13 protein-coding genes are annotated in these 22,126 nt (G+C 43.2%); 2 read left to right on the forward strand and 11 right to left on the reverse strand.

Annotated elements, in window-relative coordinates:
* The first annotated feature begins 789 nt into the window (after positions 1 to 789).
* On the forward strand, positions 790 to 2,337 hold the full coding sequence (locus dnm_RS08860) for a benzoate-CoA ligase family protein (RefSeq protein ID WP_207682305.1): 1,548 nt from the start codon (positions 790 to 792) through the stop codon (positions 2,335 to 2,337).
* Positions 2,338 to 2,463: 126 nt separating this feature from the next.
* Here dnm_RS08860 and pilQ read toward each other — a convergent pair whose 3' ends face one another.
* The 5 genes from pilQ to dnm_RS08885 form a co-directional block, all read right to left on the reverse strand.
* On the reverse strand, positions 2,464 to 4,173 hold the full coding sequence (gene pilQ / locus dnm_RS08865) for a type IV pilus secretin PilQ (RefSeq protein ID WP_207682306.1): 1,710 nt from the start codon (positions 4,171 to 4,173) through the stop codon (positions 2,464 to 2,466).
* 3 nt (positions 4,174 to 4,176) lie between these two features.
* Entirely contained in the window at positions 4,177 to 4,674 is a 498-nt protein-coding gene (locus dnm_RS08870) for a hypothetical protein (RefSeq protein WP_207682307.1), read from the reverse strand.
* 138 nt (positions 4,675 to 4,812) lie between these two features.
* A complete protein-coding gene (locus dnm_RS08875) occupies positions 4,813 to 5,250 on the reverse strand; it encodes a hypothetical protein (protein ID WP_207682308.1) in 438 nt (145 codons plus the stop codon).
* A 323-nt stretch (positions 5,251 to 5,573) separates the two neighbouring features.
* Positions 5,574 to 7,547 (reverse strand): type IV pilus biogenesis protein PilM, encoded by a 1,974-nt coding sequence (locus dnm_RS08880; protein WP_207682309.1) that lies wholly within the window; start codon positions 7,545 to 7,547, stop codon positions 5,574 to 5,576.
* Between the two features lie 50 nt (positions 7,548 to 7,597).
* Entirely contained in the window at positions 7,598 to 10,918 is a 3,321-nt protein-coding gene (locus dnm_RS08885; RefSeq protein WP_207682310.1) for a hybrid sensor histidine kinase/response regulator, read from the reverse strand.
* Positions 10,919 to 12,370: 1,452 nt separating this feature from the next.
* Here dnm_RS08885 and dnm_RS08890 point away from each other — a divergent pair.
* The gene (locus tag dnm_RS08890) at positions 12,371 to 13,645 is read left to right on the forward strand and encodes an AAA family ATPase (protein WP_207682311.1); all 1,275 of its coding nucleotides are present in this window, start codon (positions 12,371 to 12,373) and stop codon (positions 13,643 to 13,645) included.
* A gap of 364 nt (positions 13,646 to 14,009) precedes the next feature.
* Here dnm_RS08890 and dnm_RS08895 read toward each other — a convergent pair whose 3' ends face one another.
* From dnm_RS08895 to dnm_RS08920, 6 genes are all read right to left on the reverse strand, one after another.
* On the reverse strand, positions 14,010 to 15,356 hold the full coding sequence (locus tag dnm_RS08895) for a hypothetical protein (RefSeq protein WP_207682312.1): 1,347 nt from the start codon (positions 15,354 to 15,356) through the stop codon (positions 14,010 to 14,012).
* A gap of 119 nt (positions 15,357 to 15,475) precedes the next feature.
* Complete coding sequence (locus dnm_RS08900; RefSeq protein WP_207682313.1) at positions 15,476 to 15,847, reverse strand: hypothetical protein; 372 nt, start codon at positions 15,845 to 15,847, stop codon at positions 15,476 to 15,478.
* Positions 15,848 to 16,356: 509 nt separating this feature from the next.
* On the reverse strand, positions 16,357 to 17,664 hold the full coding sequence (locus dnm_RS08905) for a (Fe-S)-binding protein (protein WP_207682314.1): 1,308 nt from the start codon (positions 17,662 to 17,664) through the stop codon (positions 16,357 to 16,359).
* 37 nt (positions 17,665 to 17,701) lie between these two features.
* Positions 17,702 to 18,190 carry a hypothetical protein gene (locus dnm_RS08910; RefSeq protein WP_207682315.1) on the reverse strand — a complete coding sequence of 163 codons (489 nt, stop codon included), beginning with the start codon at positions 18,188 to 18,190 and terminating at the stop codon, positions 17,702 to 17,704.
* 1,159 nt (positions 18,191 to 19,349) lie between these two features.
* Positions 19,350 to 20,393 (reverse strand): electron transfer flavoprotein subunit alpha/FixB family protein, encoded by a 1,044-nt coding sequence (locus dnm_RS08915; protein WP_207682316.1) that lies wholly within the window; start codon positions 20,391 to 20,393, stop codon positions 19,350 to 19,352.
* A gap of 748 nt (positions 20,394 to 21,141) precedes the next feature.
* A complete protein-coding gene (locus dnm_RS08920) occupies positions 21,142 to 21,978 on the reverse strand; it encodes an electron transfer flavoprotein subunit beta/FixA family protein (RefSeq protein WP_207682317.1) in 837 nt (278 codons plus the stop codon).
* Between the last annotated feature and the right edge of the window lie 148 nt (positions 21,979 to 22,126).

The following is a 22,126-nucleotide window of genomic DNA, read 5'->3' on the forward strand; positions in this document are numbered from 1 at the left end:
AATTCTGAGCCTCTTCTGACCAGATGAAAGAATCTTTCCCCCGCTGAAAAATTTTTTCTACTTTCTTCCCATCTCTGTTTTTGATCCGTAAAAAAACGCTAATATCCTGTCATAACTAAAATAATAAGTATTTTGATCCTAACACTTAACACTGGCACTTAAGGTTTGGCATTTTATTTTTCCCCATGGATTCTCCAAATTTCATTCATTTATTTTTAGCCGCTTAATTTTATATGGGTTTTTATGCACTTCTTTTTTTTAAAAAATAAATGAATAAAATCAATATATCAGCTTTAAATGTAACAAAGAAATCCTTGTCTTTTCAGCAGACCTTGTGAGAGATGGCACAAGGTTTGCATAAAAAACTAAGCAGTTCCAATTGGCAACAATGGAAACTCATGAGTTCAAGGCACTCGTAAAAAATGCATTACTCCGAAAAGACCCGCTGCCCCCTCAGGGAAAAATATTAGTAAATCATTTCTTCTTCTGAGGGACTTGAGGGAGGTGGGGAGAATGTGTCTTTAGCGGAGTCCTTTAATGAGGGGCATGAAGATCAGGGAACCTGATTTTCAAACTGAGGATCAGAAATACAATGTCATCCACAATCAGGGGGTGCGTGAAAATATTTTTCAAAATTTTATAAAAAAATATGTTGCAGATTAAAAACTCATAAATTCTCTACACTGTTCAGCTTAACTGACACAGGAAAAAAAATCGGTTTCTGTCAGAGATATTTTCTGAGAAGCCATACTGATTTTTATATACCAATGACAAAAAAGGAGATAACAAATGCAATTTGAATTGAAACTTCCGGAAATTTTTAACGCTGCTGATTATTTTGTGGACAGAAATATTCGGGAAGGCAGAGGTGAGAAAATCGCTGTTCTGTGCGAGGACCGTTCTCTGACATATTCGGAGATTCAAGAAAGGGTGAACCAATTCGGAAACGGACTTCGCTCTCTCGGCATAAGAATGGAAGATCGTGTTGCCCTGCTTCTGCCAGATACGGAAATTTATCCTCAGGCATTTTTCGGAGCAATCAAAATGGGGGCAGTTCCCATCTGCCTCAACACACTGATGCGGCCAAAAGATTATAAATATTTTCTGAATGACAGCAGAGCCCGTGTTCTGGTTGTTGATAATTCGCTTCTGAATTGCATTGATCCTGTTCGGGAGGACTTTAAATATGTAGAAAATATCATTGTCGTAAATGGTAAAGGCGCTGAAAATGATCTGGCCTTTTCCGAGATGATATCACAACAGCCTCCTGACCTTGAGCCTGCTCCCACCAGCCCTGACGATGCATGCTTCTGGCTTTACAGTTCTGGTTCCACCGGACAGCCCAAAGGAACGGTTCATCTGCATCATGACATGGTTTATGCTTCTGAGACTTATGGCAAGCAGGTTCTCAATATCCGGGAAAATGATATCTGTTTTTCAGCGGCAAAGCTTTTCTTTGCATATGGCCTGGGAAACGGGCTTTACTTTCCCTTCAGTGTGGGAGCCACAAGTGCCTATCTTCCCGGACGGCCGACTCCGGAGGCAGTTTTTGACATGATTCAGCAGTATCAGCCCACGATTTACTTCGGTGTCCCCACATTGTACGGATATCTCCTGGAACAAGAGGGGGAAATGAACGGTCTTCGCCTTTGTATCTCCGCAGGCGAGGCACTGACGCCTGAAATTTTCAAACGTTGGAAGGAACGTTTTGGTCTGGATATTATGGACGGTATCGGCTCAACTGAAATGGCTCACATTTATATTTCCAACAGAGCGGGAAAGGCGCGGCGCGGAAGCACCGGACAGATTGTTCCCGGATATGAGGCAAGAATTGTGGATGAGAATTTTCATGATGTTCCGGATGGAGACGTGGGAACCTTGCTGGTCAAAGGAGACAGCGCGGCCGCTTATTACTGGAACAAACATGACAAGACAAAAGAGACCATGATGGGCGCGTGGCTCAACACAGGAGACAAGTTTTATCGGGATGAGGAGGGCTTTTTTTATTATGTGGGGCGCACAAATGATATGCTGAAGGTCGGCGGAATATGGGTCTCTCCCATAGAAGTCGAGGCGTGTCTGATGGAGCATCCCGCTGTATTGGAATGCGGTGTGGTCGGGACCCCGGATGCGGAAAATCTGATTAAGCCAAAAGCGTTTGTCGTACTGAGGGAATCTTACAAGCCATCTCCCGAGCTTGAAAAAGAGATGAAAGCATATGTAAAAAAAGCACTGGCTCACTACAAATATCCGAGATGGATAGAGTTTGTTGATGAACTGCCAAAGACCGCCACAGGGAAGATCAAACGTTTTGAGCTGAAAAACGGAAACGCATAGATCGCTGTAATGGAAAATGTTCCTGAACCGCTCCCGGAGGATTGACAAATCCTCCGGAGATGCCCGGGATTTGTCAGTCCCGGGCGAGCATTTCGGGGCACTTTCCATTTACTGAATATATTTGTCTCATTCTGTTTCGTGTGTCAGGTGTCGCTCCCTGAGAATATGCGGTGTAATGAAGATTAAAACTTCTTCCATATTGTTCTGGCTTCCCTTTCCCTTGAAAAGATTGCCCAATAAGGGAATATCCTTTAAAACAGGGACTCCGGATTCACTATCGCTTGAAGTTTCCTTGCTAAGACCTCCGATTACCGTGGTCTGTCCGTCAAAGAGTATCACATTGGTTTCTGCGTTTTTGGTGATAATCGTAGGATTTCCCTGCACAGGTTTGCTAAAATCAAGCTCATCTTTATGGGTGCGGATACTCATTTTCAGAGTTTGCTCATCAATCACATGAGGCGTCACCTCCAGGCTGAGTACCGCTTTTTTAAATACAATATCGACCTCGCCATCTTCAACGGTCTGAAAAGGGACATCCTTACCGCTTTCAATGGTGGCGAGCTGATTGTCAAGAGTGGTGACAGAGGGGCTTGAGAGGATATTCAGTCTGCCTTGTTTCTGAAGCGCTGACAATTGTGCGGAAAGAAGGTATCTTCCCACCTTCTGAGCAACATAACCAATATTCAGCCCCACCCCCTCTTCAAGCGTACTTGGAAAATTGACAACGCTCCCGGACCCGGGACTGATCTCAGTGTCAGATCCTTCCACCTGCTGATTTGCATCAGGGGTAATCCAGTAGTTACTGTTTCCGTCGCTATGATGATATAAGCCGCCCCACTGTATGCCAAGCTCCATAGCAGTATCTTTGCTTGTTTCCACAATATGGGCCTCAATCAGGACCTGGAGAATGGGCCTGTCCAATGTCTCAATCAGAGCCGTCATTGTTTCAATATCACTTCGTGTGGCCTGGATAATCAGGGAACGGGTATGTTCATTCACAGCGACAGCCCCGCGCTTTTTTCCATCCTTATCTGCTGTAAGAAATTGCCTGAGATTTTCCTTCAGTTTATCAGCGTCCGCGAATTTGATACGAATAACCCTGGTGAGAAGCGGTTCGACCTGTTCAAACGCCCTTTTGCCGGATTCTTTTTTTTTATCAATCTCCAACAGTTTCAATTCTTTATCCATATCTTCCAATGCAATGATACGGATGATGTTTCCCTCCCGCGCGTAAGTAAGGCCATATGTGCGAAGAATACTGTAAAAGACCTCATTCCACGGTGACTCGCTAATATTGATATCAGCCTTGCCTGTGACATTTTCGCTGATGATAATATTCTGACCGGCAATTCTGGCCAGTGTGCGGAGCAGCACTGCAACATCAATCTTATTCATTTTCATGGATATTTTTTCAGTGGGAAACAGTTTTTCAGGCTCGGAAAACGATTCAAAACCGTTTTCTGAGTCTTTCTCCGAAACCACCTGCTCCGGCACCCGCATCTCCTTCAAATCTTCAGACGCGGGTCTGTCCGCTCTTTTTGGGGACGGCGCATCAGTTTTATCTTTTTCCAGTTTTTCAAAGGCAGAGGATTGCTTTAAATCGCTCTCTTCTCCTTGACCCGTAAAAGCAGGATTATGCCTTTCTGTGGCAGGAGAATATCCCTTTGACTTTTCAGCCATGGTTTTCCACGCGTCAAAAAGAATATTTTCTTCAGTGTGTTTTTCAACAGCGCATCCGAAAAGCAGCGTAACAGATAAAAAACAAAAAACAAACAGATAATATATTGTTTTCAAATGATAATTTTCAATCATATCCGATTCTTTCAGAATTTTCAATTTTCAATTCTCTTCTATCGGGATGATGATCTTCTCCTTACTTCCCTTTATTCCAATCTCTGTCTCAAGCGGAGAAATATTTCTTACAATACATTCTCCATGGCCTGCCAATGCTTCACCCACCTCATATTCCATACCATTAATGATGGCAAGAATCTTATTTCCCATTATCAGATATCCGGAATAAGTGAGGCTTAGTTCCCGGGCTAATTTTTCAGCCTTGACTACGGGCGGCTCGGATTCCACCGATAATCCGGACGCCAGGAAAGGGTCCTCTTTCCATTGACCTGCCGCCTGTTCCAAAATATAATTATCAAAATTTGAAAAATCCTTGTTCGCCAATTTTCCAGCCACCTCAAGCACAAACTTGTTCAGTTCCTCTGATTTCGTCTCCGAGTTCCCGACAGGGACCGGGGGGGAAGTCCGGGGAAAAAAGCTGTAAGCGCCATATACAACAGCCAATAACGCACATATAACAATTATTTTTTCTCGCGTAGACATATCAGTTGGGAGCTGTCAGCCATCAGTTGTCAGTATTTGGTTATCTGTTTCCAGTTATCATTAGTTATTTTAACTGGTTATTAAACTCATAATTGTCCGAAGATAACTTTTCACTGATAGCTGGTAACTGACAACTCATCATTGAATTTCCAGCCATATTTTAAGACTGATTTTATGAGTATCCCCTTCACTTTCCTGGTCTGCCTGGACCTGAATCTGTTCGATATGTGCCATATATGGTATTTTAAGTGTCTGAATCAAAAAATTGTATAAATTTAAAAATTTTCCTCTCATGGTAATTCTTATTATCAAATATTTTGAATTATCAGATAATAAATTTTCATCCGGTTGAATCGCCTCGATCCTGAAGTGATTCTTTTGAGCAATTTTTTGAAAAACAGATGAAATTTTATCTGTGTCATTTATTGTCGGTTTTATTTCAGCAACAGATCCGTCAGAGCTTGAAGGAGGAAGAAAAGGCCAGTCTTTTATCTGCTCTTTTAACCGCCTGTCTTTTTTCAACAGATCATTAAAAACAGGGAGGAGTATTTTATGTTCTTCAATTTTAGTTTCCATCCTCCTGATTTCAGAATCTATACTACTCAGCGTCGTTTGGCAGGGCCAGATCACCAGGAAGATAAAAGCGGAAATTCCTCCTCCGAATATCAGGAAGCATATGAGGTTTCGCGTCTGCAATATTCAAACCATATTTTAAAAGGTTTTTTCCCATCTGCTGACACTCGGTCATCAAGTTTTTTCTGTCATTCCGTTCGAAGACTCGACTGAACTCGCCAAAGTCTGAACTCACGCCCAAGTCTGCGAAAGCAGGAATGACAGCCCTTTGTCGAAATCAGCTCAGAAAACTTGACCATCGGGTGACAATGATTAAGGCTCGTTTTTCAAAGCTTCAGATGAGCAGTAAATTGGAGAACTTCCTGACTTTCAATGAATCCGACAGACCTGTTTTTGATCACGGGCTGATCAAATATCGGAGATTTTTTCAGCCCTGCCAGATAATTCGCCAATGAGCTTTCAAAAGTCCCGGCATCTCCCATTATGACACCGTTCAGGATCACGACCGGCTTCTCCTTAGCTGTTCTTTCCGCGCCCTCTTTGCCGGGTTCCGCAATTCTGCCAATATCTGCGGTAAAGTTGAGCAAACGGATATTGGAAGGGGTCAGCTTTGATAGTTCACTGATGATTGCCATCATCATGTATTTTTTGCTGTATGCTTTTAACGTCTGTCTTGTCCGCTTTATCTGAATTGCTTTTTTCAATATCAGATTTTTATCCATAAACGGACGGTATGTTTCCATCTGCAATTTAAGCCGGGTTAATCTGCTGGTTTTACTTACAGCAAGCATGTCCTGCCAGTAATATGTTCCGATACAGAGGAGCATTATAAAGAACAGGCAGGCATATATCGCGTGATTTATTCGCCGAATCTTTGCGAATTTTTCTTTTTCTTTATATGTAAAAATGAAATTAGGGGTAAATGAATTGCGAGAAAGGGCCATACCTGTTGCCGGAGCAAAAGCGGACCTTTCCGATGGCGATTCAGGGAGAGTTTTCTCTGCTGTTACCCGGATGAGATCAGGCACGCTGCTTTCCTGGACAGCGAAGGGGTCAGCAGGTTCTCCGGGGATATCCAGATAATCACAAATATAGTCAACACAACGCTGACGCATACTTATCTGGCCAGATATATAAATCTTCCCCACATCCTGATTATTAAAATTTGATCTGTAATAATTAATGGTTATTTCAGCCTGCCTGGCCACTCTTTTCAAAGGGGCCTTTATCATTTCAAATATATCTTCTTCCGGGATATCCGTCCATGTCCCTGTGAGGGGATTTGAAAACTTGGGGAGTGTGCTCATATCAGAAGACACATGAATAAATCTGAAAAATATTTCCCGGGTCTGTTCTGTTTCAATACGTGCCTTTGGCAGAGACCTGGCGTCCAGGGGGGTTTTAATATGCTGGGTCATGCTGCTGTCCTCTGTATCTGATAACATGGCAGAGGATTGAGAATGACCTTTGTTCATTTTTTGTTTAATGGCTTCAACCATGCTGTTCATACCCGCCTTAAAGCTGCGTGACAGCACAAGATTTCCATCTGAAAGAAAAATGTCGATGCGGGAGCGATTCATTCCGATATGAAGGATGCACACATTTTTATTATCTGTTTTAATCCACCGCACTTTAAAAAGATTCTGAAGGAAAAAAGGATGAACAGATATGCCTGTGAGCGGGAACCCGCTTTTAAGAAAAAGAGATTTTAATTCTTCAACATGCTGTCTGGGAACGGTATAGGCAATCACCTGTATTTTTTCAATTCCGTTTTCAACAGTGTTTCCCAGAACTTCAAAGTCAAATATTTTTTCTTTTTCGTCAAAGGCATTTTGTTTCTTATATGTCCAATAAACCGCGTTGGCAATTTCTTTTTTGGATACTTTGGGTATTTTTATATGGCGAATCTGAAAACCGGACGTGGAAACAGAACTCCAAATATCAGGATTTTTTTTGGGGGAATCACAAAAACGTTTTATCACTGCTTTTAAGTGATTCGGATCTGATTTAAACGGTATGGTCAGATAATCCAGCAATTCCTGTTTCTGGTCCGAAGCATGCCTGATTTTTATCAGTCTCAGTTCATCCGGACGAATTCCCACACCTATGGTAACTTGCTTTCTGCCAAAGGAAAGTACTTTCCTGAGACTGTCCCGGAAACCGGAGACCGGAGACCGGGAATCTGAAACCGGATTCTCCATGGCAGGTTTCTGAGTTTCGAGTCCCGAGTTTTCACCACTATGGCCGCGAATAAGATCAAGAAGCCTTTCAGTGGAAGATATTTCATCATGCTTATGCAAATTAACACTCCGCTCCGCTTTGAATTGAATTGAAAATTGAAAATTGGCTTTCAGTATTCAATTTTCATGATATACGCTTCCAAACGATAAAATGCTTTTTCAAGCTTTTCAATCGCCTCGGAGACACCTTCCGGGCTGCCTGATTTTCCGATTTTTTCCAGTTCAAGCGCAACGCCTGAAAGATTGTCAGCAGCCAGATTTGCGGAACCGCCTTTAATGGAGTGCGCCTCTCTCCCGAGCGTCTCATAATCTCCGTCGGCGATGGCCTGGCGCATGATTTCAATCTGAGACCTGACATTCTCCAAAAACTCCTCTGAGACCTCTTTCAAAAACGCTTTGTCATCCTCGAATTCCTCCAAAGCTCTTTCAAAATCCATGGGCGGCTCATCAGATTCTGAATCCGAAACATCATCTTCGGAAGAACTGGCTGTATTCTCTTTTATTTCAAAAGGGAGCGAAACTTCCTCGGCTTCCGAATAAGAAACATCCTCTTTGGAAGAACTGGCTGTATTCTCTTTTATTTCAGAAGGGAGCGAAACTTCCTCGGCTTCTGAATTGGGAACGCCAGCTTCCGAATCAGGTCCCCGGGACCCCATAGAAATTTCATCTGGCTGCGAACCTGATTTTGGTGAAGTCCATTTTGCCACCATCGCCAGAAGTTCTTTTCGTCTCAGGGGCTTGGTGATATAATCATCCATTCCCCCCTCGAGGCATTTCTCTTTATATCCTTTTATGGCGTGCGCGGTCATTGCCACAATGGGAACATGGGGTGCGGACTGCGGGTTGGCACGTTCAAGTTCTGCCTCCCGAATGGCCCGGGTTGCCTCAAAACCGTCCATTCCGGGCATCTGTATGTCCATCAGGATAAGGTCGTAATGCTGGCCATGATAGGCCTCCACTGCCTGGGAACCGTTCTCCGCCAGTTCAACCTGATATCCCGCGCCGTGCAGATGCCTTATGGCGACCTGCTGATTGGTCGGATAATCTTCAGCCAAAAGAATTCGGATCTCCTTTCTGTAGTCCTCGGTTACAGTCTTTTCCGTAACCAGTTCCGGGGCATCTCCTACCTCCTTTGTCACAGGAGTCCCCAGAACCGACTCAATAATCTCATAAAGTTCTCTTCGTCTGATGGGCTTTGTTAAATATCCTTCGATTCCCATATCTTCACAACGCCTGTCATCTCTGATGCCCACGACAGACGTGAGAAGAATGATCGGCAGTTTTTCCAACGCTTTTATAGCCTTTATCTTACGGGCCAGATCAAAACCGTCCATCTCAGGCATCTGGAAATCTGTCAATATCAGGCTGAAGGGCGTTTCTGACAGGATCGAATCCTTGAGAAGCGCCAAAGCCTCGCTGCCATCGGATGCTTCCGCTGGTTTGCAGCCCCATGACCTGAGATGTTCCAGCAGAACAAACCGGTTGGTCCGGTTGTCATCTACCACCAGCACTTTCAGATTACTCAGTTCAACCCCCTTCGTTTCCCGGACAGCTAATTTTTGCTGTGTCTGTTTGGCAAAAACAACAGTGAACCAGAATGTGCTTCCTTTATCCATCTCACTCTCAACACCGATTTTTCCCCCCATGAGTTCCGCGAGTTGTTTGGATATGGTGGTTCCCAGACCGGTTCCTCCGTAAGACCTCGTGGTTGAGCCGTCCACCTGGGTGAAACTGTCAAAAATTTTTTCCTGCTTGTCTTTCGGAATTCCTATACCCGTGTCCTTGACTGAAAAACGGAGTCTGAGTTTGTCTCCTAAATCTTCGATCAGCTCTCCTTTGACATAAACTTCCCCCTTATGCGTAAATTTCACGGAATTACCTGCAAGATTGATCAGTATCTGTCTCAGCCTGCCCGGATCACCGATAAGTTCATACGGAACATCCGGAGACAAAAATGTGATAAATTCAAGACCTTTTTCCTCTGCCCTGAGTGCGATGCTGTTCGCCATATCCTCAATCACAGTTCTCAGATCAAAAGGGATATCTTCAAGTATGAGCTTTCCGGCCTCTATTTTGGAGAAATCAAGAATATCATCAATAAGAAAACGCAGGGAATCTGCCTCGGTACAGATCGTGGTGATGATATCCTTCTGGTTGCTGTCAAGGCCCGTCTCCAGGGCCACTTCTGACATACCGATGATGCCGTGTATAGGTGTTCTTATTTCATGGCTCATGTTGGCCAGAAATTCACTTTTGGCCCGGTTGACCGCTTCGGCCTCTTTTCTGGCCTTGACCAGCTGCGCATAGACTTCTTCCAATATGTCCATCATATGGTTGAAATCAATACCCATATATTCAACTTCATCAAGATATTTACTTGCCATTTTTTCAGGCGGAATCTCCAAGCGGATACTTAAATCCCCCTCTCCCTTTGCCACCATACGCAGAGCAGCGATCAGGCGGTTGATTCTGTCAAAGACTCTCTTCAGCAAAAAGAAAATGGTAAGAGAAATGACCACGGACACAAAAAAGGGCAGCAGGTTGCTCACAAGCAGTTCGATCCGCTGTTTCAGAAATGGCTTTCTGTCAATGGCCACCATGAGTTCGCCAATGGTCCGGCCTTTATAATCTGTTATATTTTTTACAATGGTAAAATAGGATTTTTCCCCGTGGGAAAGGATTCCGTCCGTGGGATATGGTATGTCAGATTCTGTAAAACTGGTCAGTACCGGGTTATATTCCCTGTCATAGAAAATGATATTTGCTTCAGAAAGTCCTGCCATCTGAGCTGCCAGTTTTTTGTTTCCGTTGATAAGTTTTACCAGCACCATAAGGCCGAAAAGATCGCCGGTGTCATGCCGCAGATGAATAACAGATTTAAAGCCCAGAACAAGGCCGGTATCAGGCATGATTTCAAATCCGGGGAATTGCTGATACCGTAAAATGGCCGCGGGTATATTTTCTATGCCAACCCTTTCCCGGGTATCCCTGATCAGAGGAGTGTAAAAAGAAGGGTCCCCCACATCTGTTCTTGTCCGATTTGTTGTCAGCAGGGTGCCGTTTTTATCAAAAAAAAAGATCAGGTCAACCGCCTGCATATGGCCTTCGGCAATGGTGCAGATATTATCTGTTATGGAACTGAAGCTATTCGGATCTGAAAAGTCAGCAAAAGCCTGCCCCTGTTTTCTGATATCTCCTGAAATGCTCTTTAGTTTTTCCAGTACATAGTTCAAGGTGGAATCGGCAGCCTTGATTCGGGTATTTAACTCATTGGAAACACGCTGATCAGCGATTTTATTTTCCTCAAGCGTTGAATGGACAGCATTGCCGACGATGGCGAGAATAAGCAATGTAAACCACAGGATGATCCTGCGAATGATTGTTTTTCTTCTGGGGGTATTTTCTGATTGTGCAGGCTTATTTGGTTTCAAAGGGATCACTCCTTTCATATTTTCGCTTCTCGTTCCCACGCTCTGTGTGGGAATGCATTCCAGGACGCTCCGGGTCCCGTTACCGAACCTGAAATATTCAGACCAGAAACACTCCGAATTTTTTAAAAAAGATGTTTATACTCGATGTTCAAGTTTTTTTCTGTTGACTGAATTTATTGGTAATTTTGAAGCTGGAATCTTATATAGCAATCAATAAATTCAATAGGTTATGTTTTTAAAATTTTAAAACAGAATATTTGCATCAAATTTTTAAGTCCTTGAAAACCACTGTTTTTATATAGTCAAGCATAAAAAACTTGAATATCGAGTTATAATAACAGGACAGAGGGAATCTCCGCATTTTCGATTCCTTCTAAAATAACTTAACACTCGATAATCAAGCTTTTTTTGTCATTCCTGCGAAAGCAGGAATCCATTGTTCCCGGGTTCGCTGTATGGGCAAAAAACGGATTCCTGCCTTCGTAGAAATGACAGGGTTTCTGACCGGGTCGGATCAAAAAACTTGATTATCAAGTAACGGCCATGGTCTGTTTTAAACAATTAAACATTTAATCACTTAAAAGCAATTTAAATTTCAGGATCAGGGGCTAAATAATTTCGGATTTGATCTTTATTTGGGCCATATATCTGAACCATAATTTATAAGATTTATAAAATCAGGAGGTTGACAGATTTAGCTTGCTCTAAATCCGGGTTCGGACAATAATTTGATGAAATAGCTGAAACAAAAATCAATGCCCGAAACGAATTTTCATATTCGTTTCCCAAAGTTATAATAATTTCATATTTCTGATTATAACAGATTTTGGGGAGGCTGGTCCGCACCCTGAGCCTGGGGTGATGAAAATGTTTCCAAGACTCTGAAAAAGCTGATCCCATTTTTGTTCCCCGCATTTTTTAACTGGCTGATTTTTAAGTCATAAAAAAAATACGGAATAAAAATGGGATCGCAATTGTCAGCCCGGTTTGTGACATTTTCATCACCCCACCCTGAGCCTGTCGAAGGGGGTCTTCCCAAAATCCGTTATAATCAGTCATAGTTACTTTGCAAGCGAAGTGATTCTTTGCACTCCGGAAAAATTTTCGATCTGGTCATACTATCATCGTGATTTGTATATCATAATTAAAGGTATTTTGCTATGGGAAAAAATATGAAAAAATAATAAAGGCTCATGAAAAAACCGGGTTTTTCGCCCCCGGCCATGAAAGTATTTTCAGATAAAAAACCCGGCTTTTCACAATGTATTTTCACAGTAAAGAGCATCCTTTATTTGTCAGTTTGCACTCTGTTGTAAAACAATTTTGCAAATTGCTTCACAGGCCGGAAAAAATGTGAACTACTTTTCAGTGATTTGTGATTAGATCATCTGCTCCGACTTTCATGCGTTGTTGTGGTCGCAGGGGGATGATCATTTATATGGAGATATTGTTATGAAAATAAAAATTCCCGAGCTTTCCCTGGTTTTTCTGATAGGAACTTCCGGTTCCGGGAAATCAACATTTGCCCGGAAACACTTTAAGCCCACTGAAATTTTGTCATCTGATTTTTTTCGGGCCATGGTTTCCGATGATGAAAATGATCAGACAGTCACCCGGGAAGCCTTTGAAATTTTGCATTCCATTGCCGCGAAGCGTCTTGCAAAAGCCAGGCTGACGGTTGCAGATGCTACCAATGTTCAGCATGAGGCCCGCAGATCCCTTCTCGCACTTGCACATAAATATCACTTCCTGCCTGTGGCACTTGTGCTGAATCTGCCATTGAACATTTCTCTGGAACGGCACAGAAATCGTTCGGACCGGCATTTTGACGAAGCGATCATCCGGCAGCAATGGGAAAATTTGCAAAATTCTGTTCCCAGGCTGAAGACAGAGGGGTTTCGCAGAATTTATGTTATGGAAACGCCCGGGGAGATAAACAATGCACTGATCAGGCGGGAGCCTCTGCGGAGCAATAAAAAAAACGAACACGGGCCGTTTGATATTATTGGCGATATCCACGGATGCTTTGATGAACTGATGATTCTGATAAAAAAGCTGGGATATGAGATCAGGGAGAACCGTTCCTCAGGCAAAGAGGAATTCACCGTCACGCATCCCCGGGGAAGAAAGGTGATTTTCCTCGGGGACTTGGTTGACAGGGGCCCGAGAATTGTGCCGGTTCTGCATCTGGCGATGCTTATGACAAAAACAGGATCAGCCTTTTGCGTCCCTGGTAACCATGAGGACAGACTCATGCGAAAATTTTCAGGAAAGCATGTCATCGTCAGTCACGGGCTGGAACAGACTTTGGAACAAATGAAACAGGAACCGCCTGTGTTTCAGGAAAAGGTTCGGCGGTTCGTCAGGGGTCTTTCTGCTCATTATGTGTTTGACGATGGAAAATTAGTCGTGGCTCATGCGGGGATGAAAGCAGAGATGCAGGGGCGGGCTTCCGGCAGTGTCAGACATTTTGCATTTTTCGGGGAGACTTCCGGTGAGACAGATGTGTTCGGCCCGCGTGTTCATCACAACTGGGCGGCCAGGTACCGCGGGAAGGCCATGGTGGTTTATGGTCATACGCCGGTTCCGGAACCTGAATGGCTGAATAATACGATCAATATTGACACGGGATGCGTGTTTGGCGGAAAACTCACAGCACTCCGGTATCCTGAAAAAGAGATTGTGTCTGTTCCTGCAAAGCAGACGTATCAGGCACCTGAGGGTTGATATCAGATATTAGGGCCGGGCCATACTAACTAATTGTAAAATCATTAAATTTATTAAAATTACAGGCGTTTTCAGGGGCTATGCCGCATTTTTCACCATCAAAAGAGGCGTTATACAGATTTTAAGAAACAGATTATCCGGAGTGCGAAAACAGAGCAAAGCGGTTTTTCGCACACAACACGCCTTGATAACGACAAACATTTTTTTAAAAGCTATACTTAAAAAGCTGAAAAGCCTCCCGGAACCTTTCTGGTTTAAGGCTTGGTGACCGGTCCGACGCTGAACGTCTGTAACTCCTTTTTTGATGGTAAAAAGTACGATATAGCCCCTGAACATACCTATAATTTTAATGATTCTGCTGATTTTACAATTGGTTGGCGCTGCCCGACCCCCTTGACCCAACGCTTCCCCTGCTCCTGAAATGATGATCAAGTCTTATCAGACAGAGATTCACAGATTTGAAATCAGAAATAAGCTTTTTATAAGATGCTGAATACAAAGTTTTTTTCAGACGATCACATTCAATTTTATCTGATATGTTTTTCTCTATCTTTCTGAGAATTTCCCTGGATTTTTCGAGATGACAAACCCCATCTGAAAATTTATTCCGGGCATCTCTGATCTGACGGACATATTGTTCAGACACCGGCTCTGATAAAACCGTCTGTTCAGCTTCGGGATGCTTTTCAAAAAAGCTTATGGATTGCTCAATGGTCTTTAACCGGTCGCAGATATCCGTGAAAATCACAAAAATCGGAATACCGGTTGTAATGCCATGTTTCCAGCGACGTTCATAATCAGGGCGGATGGTTTTTTCATAAGGAGCGACTTCTTTTTTAAATGATTCGATCTGTGATTTTAACACAGATAAAGCAGTATTTCCGGAAGCCCGGGAATCAGATTGAATCGCTGTTTCAGAAGGTGTGAAATTTGTTTTACAGAGCTGATCTGAATCATGTCTGCTGCCTGACAAATAGTAAATCCAATCTGTAAAAAGCTGTTCTTCTCCGAGTTCAGGATGGGGACCCGAAAGAATCACCCTGCCCTTGCCATACTGACCCGCAATCATACCGGGTCGGCCCGACATTTTTTCATGAGATTTTCCCTGATACAAGATACCGTCAAATGTAAAACAGTTATCCATCTGTTTATATGTCGCAAGAACCGTGACATCAGGCCCGGTACGGGTGAACACCTGTCCCCAGTAATAAAACGGGCGTATCATATCAGGAGCATTTTTCATGGCAGGATGACATTCGGAATTCTGACCCTCCACTTTCATTTCAGGATAACCGTTTATCTGAACACCAAAAGGATATCCCTGCTCTGCTTTCATCAGGTCCGCGTCAAGAAGTCCGAGTTTGCAGCCAAATACATTTCCGCCGCAGGTTCCCAGATATCCCACACCTTTCTCCCGAATCAGCTGTTTCAGATGTTTCCTGCCTGTCAGAGAGATATGCCGCTTATACATGCCGCCCGAGGGAAAACATATCACATCCACATTATTCAGGGATTCGGCATCTTTTTCCGTGAAAAAACAGATGGGAATATTACGGCTTTCCAGCGGGTATGCATGCCACAAATATCCGGCCGTAACCCCCTTGCCGCAGTAAATACCGACAACCGGTGCGGCTGTCAGGGCAGACGATAAAACCATTAGCTGAACCATGACACACACCATTACAATTTCTATGTTTTTTAAAAGCCGCATGTTCAATGCTTTCCTCCTGTTTTGAAATTTCGCAGAAAATAGGAATTTTCCAAAAAATAATCTGCCCGAAATGTAGAAATGTAGGGTGGGTGGAGCGAAGCGGAACCCACCATCAGCGATTATTTTATCAGTGTCAGTTTATGTTTGGAACTCCGCCATTTTTTCAACTCATTGATTTGCTCAAGCAGGTCTCCGCATGTTGCTCTGAAATACCTGGCTCTTCCGAACTTATTCGGATGAAGATTTTCATAATAATACTCATAAAAGAGCGTTCCCTTCCCCATTTTTTTAAGTACGGCTGCCAATGAACACGCCATGGAAAAATACTCACTCACATCAACTAAATGCGTGAGAATATAATTGAGCTGATTTTTGATTTGATGATATTCTCCAGGATATTCACGAATGGCTTTTTCGGACATTATCAGACTTTTTAGCCGCCTTCGTCTCAGTTCGTCTAGGGTTAATCCCGATATATGTAACGGATGCATTTTTTTCTCCCCCCTGGATAAACATTAAGTTCAATAGAAATGAGGGCGTATCCTTTTCCCCGATTATGGAAAACAAAAGCTCCGGCTTTAAGAATAAAAATAAAATCAGAATGTTTTAATCAGACATTATCGGAAATAAGTAGCCAAACTTCCGGAGTACCAAACTTGCAGTTTGGCAATGTTTTTGGAATGTCCTGTTGAGACCTGCCCTGACAAGCGGCCTTGCCAAACTGCAAGTTTGGCACTCTTCTTGTTTCTGATCTTGCCAAACTGCAAGTTTGGCACTCCTTGTTTCTGGTTTCGGACACCGATTCTCAGTAGATCGAAAAGTTTCCGGGATGTGTGCGGGACAGCACAGAAACCCGGCTTTTTTCCCGGACAGGGCACCTCCCCCTCCGGAAAAAGCCGGGTTTCTCCCCGTCGGTCCTGTCTGCCCTGTGACGACCCGACAACTTTTCGATTTACCGATTCTTACTTCCGATAAAGTCTTTTGAATAACAACAAATATTCTATGCTTCTTGTGGAAGATTGACTTCCAATAAGTCCGGTCCCAAATAAGCCCGCTCATTTTCCCCAAGGATTCCGAGGGAAAGGGCAATCAATGTCCACAGATGAATGACATAATATTTTCCCTCAAAATGTTCTCCCAAATCATGGATCTGAGCATGACAGTTATGACAAGGTGTTACCACATAATCCGCGTTCGTAGCTTTAATCTGGTCAAATTTGAGTCTGCCGTATTGGTGCCGGGCATCAGTATATCCGGATTGAAGAAATCCGCCTCCCCCTCCGCAACAATAATTATTAGAACGATTGGGAAATATTTCCATAAAATTTTCTTCACCAATACATGCTTTTACCACAAAACGCAGATCTTCCGCAAGGGGGTCGCCAAAGCTTTTTCTCACTTGTTGGCAGGGATCCTGAACTGTAAACTTGATTTTTAAATCCTTGTTCCAATCCGAGTTGAGCTTTAATTTTCCTTCACGAACCCATTTGGCATAATACTGCACCATAGGGGCAATTTCCAGATCTGTTTCAATGCCGTGGCGTTTTTGTCCCATCCAGACAGAATAGGTGGAATGACCGCATTCTGTATTTAAATAAACCTTGCATCCTAAATCCATTGCAGATTGCAGCGTGGTTTGCGTCACCTTTTTCCAATTTTCATCATCTGCAAGAAACATGCAATAATTCTCACCGCCCCATCCGGTACAGCTATAGGTCCAGTCCGCGCCGACAAGATGAAGAATCTTCCACAAAGGAACCATTTCATCAGGCTCTGTTACCGGCTCACGGGAATTTTGGCTGAGAAAAAAATGGGCCCCTTTTTTATCTATCGGAGCTTTGAGGTTTTCCCATCCCGGCTGAGTGGTTTGTACTTCTTCAAGAACATCTTCCACCACAAAGCGAAAATCTTCTTCTGGTGTTCCCATTGCGCTGCAACTCTGATTTCTCAGTGCCATATCACATGAACCAAGAATGCCCCTGGGTCTTTTTTCTCTTGGCCAAAGTTGTCTGGCTTTATAGACTAAGCCGGGTATGTTAATATTCATGGGACAGACATATACACAACGTTCACACAGACTGCACATCCAGACCCAGGGATGTTCGGCAATCTCATCATCCAGACCCAGGGTGGCCATTCGTAAAAATTTTCTCGGGTCCATATTTTCCAGACCCGATGCAGGACATCCTGAGGCGCACGCGCCACAGGTCAGGCAAAGGCTCAGATGCCCCTGCTCCGGTAATATTTCCTTCACACTATCCATAAACGTACTTTTTCTTTCTTTACTAATTTTGATTTTTTCGGTCATAAATTTTCCTCCTGAAAGATTCAGCTTATAAAATAAATTATTCTCCGCATAGGCCGCTAAAGATGGCTCGAAGATGTTTTTCTTCGACAGGTTTAAAAAAATCTGCCTCTGTCTCATCAGGTTCTCTTTCAGAGTGTTGCCTTAGATGAAAATTCGCTCTGTTTTTTTTGATTAAAAAGGTCCGGGTCCGAGTTTTTGTAATTTCAGGCTGACAGCCTCGGTTGTTCTCTATCCAGCGATGACATTCGTCATGGGTTCCGATATACAGTAAAAACAAATGATCATTTTCTTTTACGGTAATGAGGCGATAGCCGTTGCCCAAATCATATTTTATGCAATTTTTCAGTCTGAACTCCCCGTTTTTGGTTAATATTCCAATGCGAAAACAAGGGACTCCCTGCATGAGTTTATCAATAATTTTATCGGCTTTTTTTGCCGCAATCGCACCTTTTTTTCCAGATTTGCGAAGCACATTTAATTGTTTGTCGAATTTCGGATATCGATGAACAAAGTGAATCAAATTCATTCCCCCCTTTTTTTGAAATCTTCTTAAACCAAATCTCTGCTGAAATGATCTCTTCTGAATACATATCAGATGGAGCTATCCGAGAGTGCTTGTAAGTATATCATGCTGACAGCCTGCCAGTCATAGCGACTTCAAGGTGTTATCGGTATTTTTTTGATTAAATTTTTAGAAATATCAGGTCTGACTTGGTCCGTCTGAATCACTTACTTTTATCTGCCCGCTTTTTGTGCCCCCTCCGACAGGCAAAAAACAGCAAAAAGTGATATTTTCAGACGGACCAGGTCTGACTCATATCTGATACCGCATGGATCAACTGGGTAATATGCCTAAAAAATAAGGCATTTTCAGAAAGAGAAAGATGAAGAGAAAGATGACGCGCTTTTTCAGCCTGCCCCAGTGCTACCAAACCCGGGTAGAATATTGAAAGCCCACTCATGTGAAACCAAAGCTGAAAAATGCAAACATGAAGATACACCTGATCGGAAATTTAATAAGAATAATCTTGAATATATCAACGCTTCAGGTTTGTCAATTTGATAATATCTATATTTATGATAACTATCATAGAAAATAGCTATTCATATTGCTGAGAGATTTTTTATTCTTACATGGGAAATTGTAAATAAAGCTGATATTAAAGCACTTCGGAAAATATGAGATAATAATATGAGGATAAACTTACTGTTTTTACTGAAAATTTTTAGGAAGGAGTTTTATGCGAAAGCTGATTTTAAAAATGTGACACAGAAGTATTGTGATACCGAATCCACGGTCAATGTTTTGAAGAGACACGCCTAGGTCATGGTATTCAGGGTTGTTAGGAAATATGTTATACGGACAGTATGGGAAAAACACGTCCGAGAACCTCGGGCATATCATTCAGCAGAAAGAATAAAACCCTTGGAAAAGATGTGAAAACTATCAGATGATCGGGAATTTTTCAGGATAATAAGGTTTGTAAAAACGGAGCGGACATGGATTTTTGGTGCTTATCGGGACTGCGGTCGGAGACAGTTTGATAAAAATCTTTTCGATATACTGATATTCAGCAGATCGAAAAAATTTGTAGTTCCGCGTTCAGAGGGTCTGTCTTATGAGTACAGGTATTTGTTTTTACAAAGATCGCCTGAACGCGGAACTACGAACATGACCTGAAATTTCAGTCTGTTTTAAGCTGCTGATATTGGCTGATTTGTTTGGTTTTATGTTTTTCCATTTCTCGCCCAGCATTGCCCCCGGAATGCTTACGGGCTTTTAAGACCTCTGTCAGACAGGGAATGATTTCAAACAAATCTCCTTTGATGCCGTAATCTGCTTTTGAGAAAATAGGGGCATGGGAATCTTTATTGATCGCCACCACGGTTTTGGAGCCTGCAATACCCGCAATATGCTGACTCGAACCGGAGATTCCGCAGGCAATATACAAATCAGGAGACACAGTAATTCCTGTCTGACCGATCTGGTCACTGACAGGACGCCAGCCCGCATCTATGGCTGACCGAGATGCTCCCACCGCACCGTTCAGGGTTTCTGCAAGCTGCTCCAGAACGGAAAAATCAGATCCGCCGACTCCCCTGCCGCCTGAAACCACGGCCCTTGCCTGACTCAGCGGAATTTTTTCAGTATTATTTTCTTGTCTGACAATTCTGAATTTTGTTTCAGGCACGGATATGTTCAGCTTCACAATTCGCCCTGCCCGTTTGGATTTGACAATGCTGAGAGATGAGGTTTGCATGGCGGCAATGACCGGTTTTCCATATAATTCGATTTTAGCTGAAATTTTACTGCCATACATGAATTTGGAGATTTCAAATCCCTTATCTGTCTTGCGAACAGCCATACATTCGGTTGCAACGGCTGCCCGGACCCGGGCCGCGAGTGTCGCTGAAAGTTCTTTACCTGCAAAACTGCTGTTCAGTAAGACAAGCAGGGGATTTTCCTGTGTAATAATGGCTGAAAGGGTATGGGTATAAACATCTGACACATACTGGTTCAGCTTCTCATCTTCCACAAGAATAATTTTGTCAGCACCATATTCTGCCAGTTCATTCAATGCTTTGGGTGTTATGCTTCCTAAAACGGCCACAGACAGACTGCATTTTATCTGTTCCGACAGCATATGTCCTGTGCTGAGAAGTTGGTATGTTGCGGTACTGAATTTATTGTTATCATGTTCCGCGATGACAAGCAGATTTTCTGACATTAGATTTTCTCCGCAAATTCTCTTAGAGCGTGTTTGAAAAGTAAAGAATATGAGTAATCATAAGTGGCTGTTGTTTGCCACGAAGCCACAAAGGCGCGAAGGTTCACGACGTTTATTTGTGTCACTTTGTGGCTGATTTTTTTGCCACGAAGACACAAAAGCACGAAGGTTCACGAAGTCTCTTTGTGTCACTTTGTGGCTGATTTTTTTGCCACGAAGACACAAAGGCACAAAGGTTCACGAAGTCTCTTTGTGTCACTTTGTTGCTGATTTTTTTGCCACGAAGACACAAAGGTGCGAAGGTTCACGAAGTTTCTTTGTGTCTCTTTGTGGCTGATTTTTTTGCCACGAAGACACAAAGGCACAAAGGTTCACGAAGTTTCTTTGTGTCACTTTGTGTCTTCGTGCCTTTGTGGCTGATTTTTTTTTGCCACAAAGGCACGAAGGTTCACGAAGTTTCTTTGTGTCACTTTGTGTCTTCGTGCCTTTGTGGCTGATTTTTTTTGCCACGAAGACACGAAGAAGCGAAGGTTCACGAAGTTTCTTTGTGTCACTTTGTGTCTTTGAGCCTTTGTGGCTGATAGGCTCTTAGGAAAATTTTTGTTCGTAGGTTCTGTCTGGGAACACATTCTCAGAGGCTTTTGCTTTGTGTGTCATTGTCCGACCGACGGATCATGTGAAGATGTCACGCAAGGCAGGCCCCCGGGAATGCGTTCCCGGACAGAACCTGGGAACAGGGGCTTTATTCTCAGATGACACCGGCTTCCTGCTGTAAAAGTTCCGCAAGCCGACGGGCTTTTTCCTCGGGGGAACTGCCGTCTGCCATTTTTAACGATCTTTTATTATCGCGCGGATTAAATGCCACAATTTTTGATAATGAGCAGGCAGACATGTCTTTATCCATACCGATGTCCGAGAGGCTGAGGATTGTGATTGTTTTGTTTTCCGCACGCTTTATACCCGGGACAGTTGTGTAGCGCGGGGAGTTCAGTCCGCTGGCAGCGGTGATCACCACCGGCAGCGGTGCTTCCACAATCATTCTTCCGTTTTCGGTTCTTTTATGACAACGGATAATATCTCCCCGGATTTCCTGTTTTACAACCATTGACAGGCAGGGAACAGAAAGCATTTCAGCAAGTGCCGGTCCCGCAAGAAAGCTGTTTCCGTCAACGGATCTGCTTCCGGCAAGGATAATGCTGAAAGGCATTTTTTTCAAAAACAGTGAAAAGACCTGAGCCACAAACACACTGTCGCGATAATCTCCGCTGAGATCATCAAGAATCAGCACCCCCTTATCTGCTCCCATTGCCAATGCTTGTCGGACAGTATCAACTGCAAATTCTTTCCCAAAAGACACGACAGTCACATTCCCGCCATGGGCCTCTCTGATTCGCAATGCCTCTTCCACAGCGATTTCATCATGGGGGTTTATAATCCATGTGCCGGTGTCTTCCGAACAGTTCCCAAAATTGGCTTCAATACGATTTGCCGCTGTTTCCGTTGCCAGAACCTGTTTGACTAATACAATAATCTCCAATATCTCACCTCCCTGAAAACCGTCTTTTAACGGGCATATCCACGACATCGGGGAAACCCCCGCTGAGGGGGCAGGGGAGCTTTTTCAGGTAGTGTTCTAAAAATGGAGCTAAACTTTATAACTCTCTGAATCAATTCTGTAAATATTGGGACAAGTCCAGTTTTAGAACACCACCCTTTTTCAGAAGTCCCATCAC

The sequence above is a fragment of the Desulfonema magnum genome (genome assembly GCF_017377395.1).
Taxonomy (GTDB): Bacteria; Desulfobacterota; Desulfobacteria; order Desulfobacterales; family 4be13; genus Desulfonema_C; species Desulfonema_C magnum.